Source organism: Bradyrhizobium sp. (genome assembly GCF_017881085.1).
In the GTDB taxonomy this organism is placed as follows: Bacteria; Pseudomonadota; Alphaproteobacteria; order Rhizobiales; family Xanthobacteraceae; genus Bradyrhizobium.
The window spans coordinates 1-2,593 of record NZ_JADGRI010000491.1; the positions used below are offsets into that span (position 1 = coordinate 1).

Genomic DNA, 2,593 nt, shown 5'->3' on the forward strand with positions numbered 1-2,593 from the left:
GGCCAGTGCCGGGATGTCGTCCAGCGCGGTCTCAACGGGCAAAAGCGCGTCGGCGAGGCTGCCCTCGCCAGACGCGGCTCTATCGCACAAAGCCTCCAATTGTTCCAGCGGAATCATGTCCTTCTCGCCGAATGGACCGACCAGCGTTCGCCGCAGCGCGCAGATATGGCCGAAGCTGCCCAGCAGCCGGCCGATATCGCGCGCCAGCGCCCGCACATAGGTCCCCTTGCCGCACTCGGCCTCGAACACGGAATGGCTGCTATCTGGTTGTTCCACAAGGATTAATTGGTGAATCTCAACCGGGCGCGGCTTCAGATCCACGGTCTCCCCGTCGCGCGCCAGGTCATAGGCCCGCTCGCCCTGGACCTTGATGGCGGAGTATTGCGGCGGGATCTGCTCGATCAGGCCGGTGAAGCGCGGCAAGAGTTCCCTTATTGCCTCGGCGGAGGGCCTGAGTTCGCTGGTTTTGGTTACCCGGCCCTCGGTATCGTCGGTATCGCGTTCCTCGCCCCAGGCGACCGTAAAGCGGTAGCGCTTGCGGCCGTCCATCACGAAGGGAACCGTCTTGGTGGCCTCGCCGAGCGCGATCGGCAGGCCGCCGGAGGCGAGCGGATCGAGCGTGCCGGCATGGCCCGCGCGCTTGGCCTGGAACAGCCGCTTCACCACCGCGACCGCCTGCGTCGAGGTCATGCCGATCGGCTTGTCGAGCACCACCCAGCCGTGGACGTCGCGCTTGTCGCGCCGGGGCTGGTTCTGGCGGGCCTGCTTGCCGCCGCGTTGACCCTGGTCGCGGGGGTCGTTGTTGGTGCGGCGCGCCTCGATGAAACTATTTTTTTCAGCCTCGTGCGAATCGGCATCCGGTGGCTCGAACGCGCTGTTGGCGGTGGTCACGATCATCAGGATTTGTCCGAATCTGGTTCGAGGTCTCTTTGCACCGCAGGTGTTCGCAGTAATTTCTCTATTCGTTCCGCTTCGTCGAATCGTTCGTCAACGCGAAAGCGAACATCAGGCGCAAATTTTAAGTTAACGCGATGCGCGATCTCGCCGCGCAGGAACTTCTTGTTCCGCTCCAAAGCCGCAATTACGACGTCGATATCGCGGCCGCCGAGCGGCATGACGTAGATGGTCGCGAGCTTGAGGTCCGGCGACATCCGCACCTCGGGCACGGTGATGATGTGACCCTCGAGTTCCGGGTCGTGCACGCTGCCCTGCGAAAGAATGTCAGCGATCGCGTGACGCACGGTTTCGCCGACCCGCAACTGACGTTGCGAGCCGCCGGGGGCGGAGTCCTTATTGTGGTGGCGGGGCATTGATGTCTCTCGAAATCGTCATGCCCGCTCGTCGCAGGCATCCACGTCTTGCTCGTTTGAAACGTCTCTCTTGTTGAATCAGGTAAGACGTGGATGGCCGGGACATGCCCGGCCATGACGCCGCATTTTCTTCAATAAAGGCCCAGGCGCTTTGTGAGATTCGGACTCACAGCGAGCGCTGGATCGTCTCCACGCGATAACACTCGATGATGTCGCCGGCGCGCATGTCGCCGTAATTCTCGAACGCCATGCCGCATTCCTGGCCGGACGCCACTTCCTTCACTTCGTCCTTGAAACGCTTCAGCGTCGACAGCTTGCCTTCGTGCACGACGACGTTGTCGCGGATCAGCCGGACGTTGGCGCCGCGTTCCACGGTGCCGTCGGTAACGCGGCAGCCCGCGACCTTGCCGACCTTGGAAATGTTGAACACTTCCAGGATCAGGGCATTGCCCAGCATGGTCTCGCGCAGCGTCGGCGCCAGCAGGCCGGACATCGCCTTCTTCACGTCGTCCACGAGGTCGTAGATGATGTTGTAGTAGCGGATTTCGATGCCGTTGCGCTTCGCGGCGGCTGCTGCTTCCTTGTGGGCGCGGACGTTGAAGCCGATGATGGCGGCGTTGAAACCTTCCGCCAGCGTGACGTCGGATTCGGAGATGCCGCCAACGCCCGCATGCAGGATGCGCGCGGTGACTTCGTCGGTGCCGAGTTTGTCGAGCGAGCCGAGGATCGCTTCCAGCGAGCCCTGCACGTCGGCCTTGATGATCAGCGGGAAATCCTTGCGGCCCGAAGTCTTGAGCTGCGACATCATCTGCTCGAGCGAGCCGCGCATGCCGGAAATGCTGGCGGCTGCGTTCTCGCGCTTCTGGTGCGCGCGGTAGCTGGTGACTTCGCGGGCGCGGGCTTCGCTTTCGACCACGGCCAGACGATCGCCGGCTTCCGGCGGGCCGTTGAAACCGAGCACCTCGACCGGCACCGAAGGTCCGGCTTCGTCGATGGTGACGCCCTGGTCGTTGATCAGCGCGCGCACGCGGCCCATCTCGGCGCCGGCGACGATGATGTCACCGACCTTCAAGGTGCCGCGCTGTACCAGCACGGTCGCGACCGGACCGCGGCCGCGATCGAGCTTGGCTTCGATCACGGTGCCTTCGGCGGGACGCGACGCATTGGTCTTGAGGTCGAGCAACTCGGCCTGCAGCGCGATCATTTCCAGGAGCTTGTCGAGATTGGTCTTGTTCTTGGCGGAAACCTCGACGTCGACGACGTCGCCGCCGAGCGATTCGACC

At 63.5% G+C, this 2,593-nt stretch carries 3 protein-coding genes; all 3 read right to left on the reverse strand.

Annotated elements, in window-relative coordinates:
• Positions 1-897 (reverse strand): tRNA pseudouridine(55) synthase TruB (truB, locus tag QZ213_RS27080; RefSeq protein ID WP_291689114.1); only part of this gene is annotated, 897 nt, incomplete at its 3' end.
• Complete coding sequence (rbfA, locus tag QZ213_RS27085) at positions 897-1,310, reverse strand: 30S ribosome-binding factor RbfA (RefSeq protein ID WP_291689115.1); 414 nt, start codon at positions 1,308-1,310, stop codon at positions 897-899. The genes truB and rbfA, both read right to left, overlap by 1 nt.
• A gap of 166 nt (positions 1,311-1,476) precedes the next feature.
• A partial coding sequence (gene infB / locus QZ213_RS27090) for a translation initiation factor IF-2 (protein WP_291689116.1) occupies positions 1,477-2,593 on the reverse strand: 1,117 nt, incomplete at its 5' end.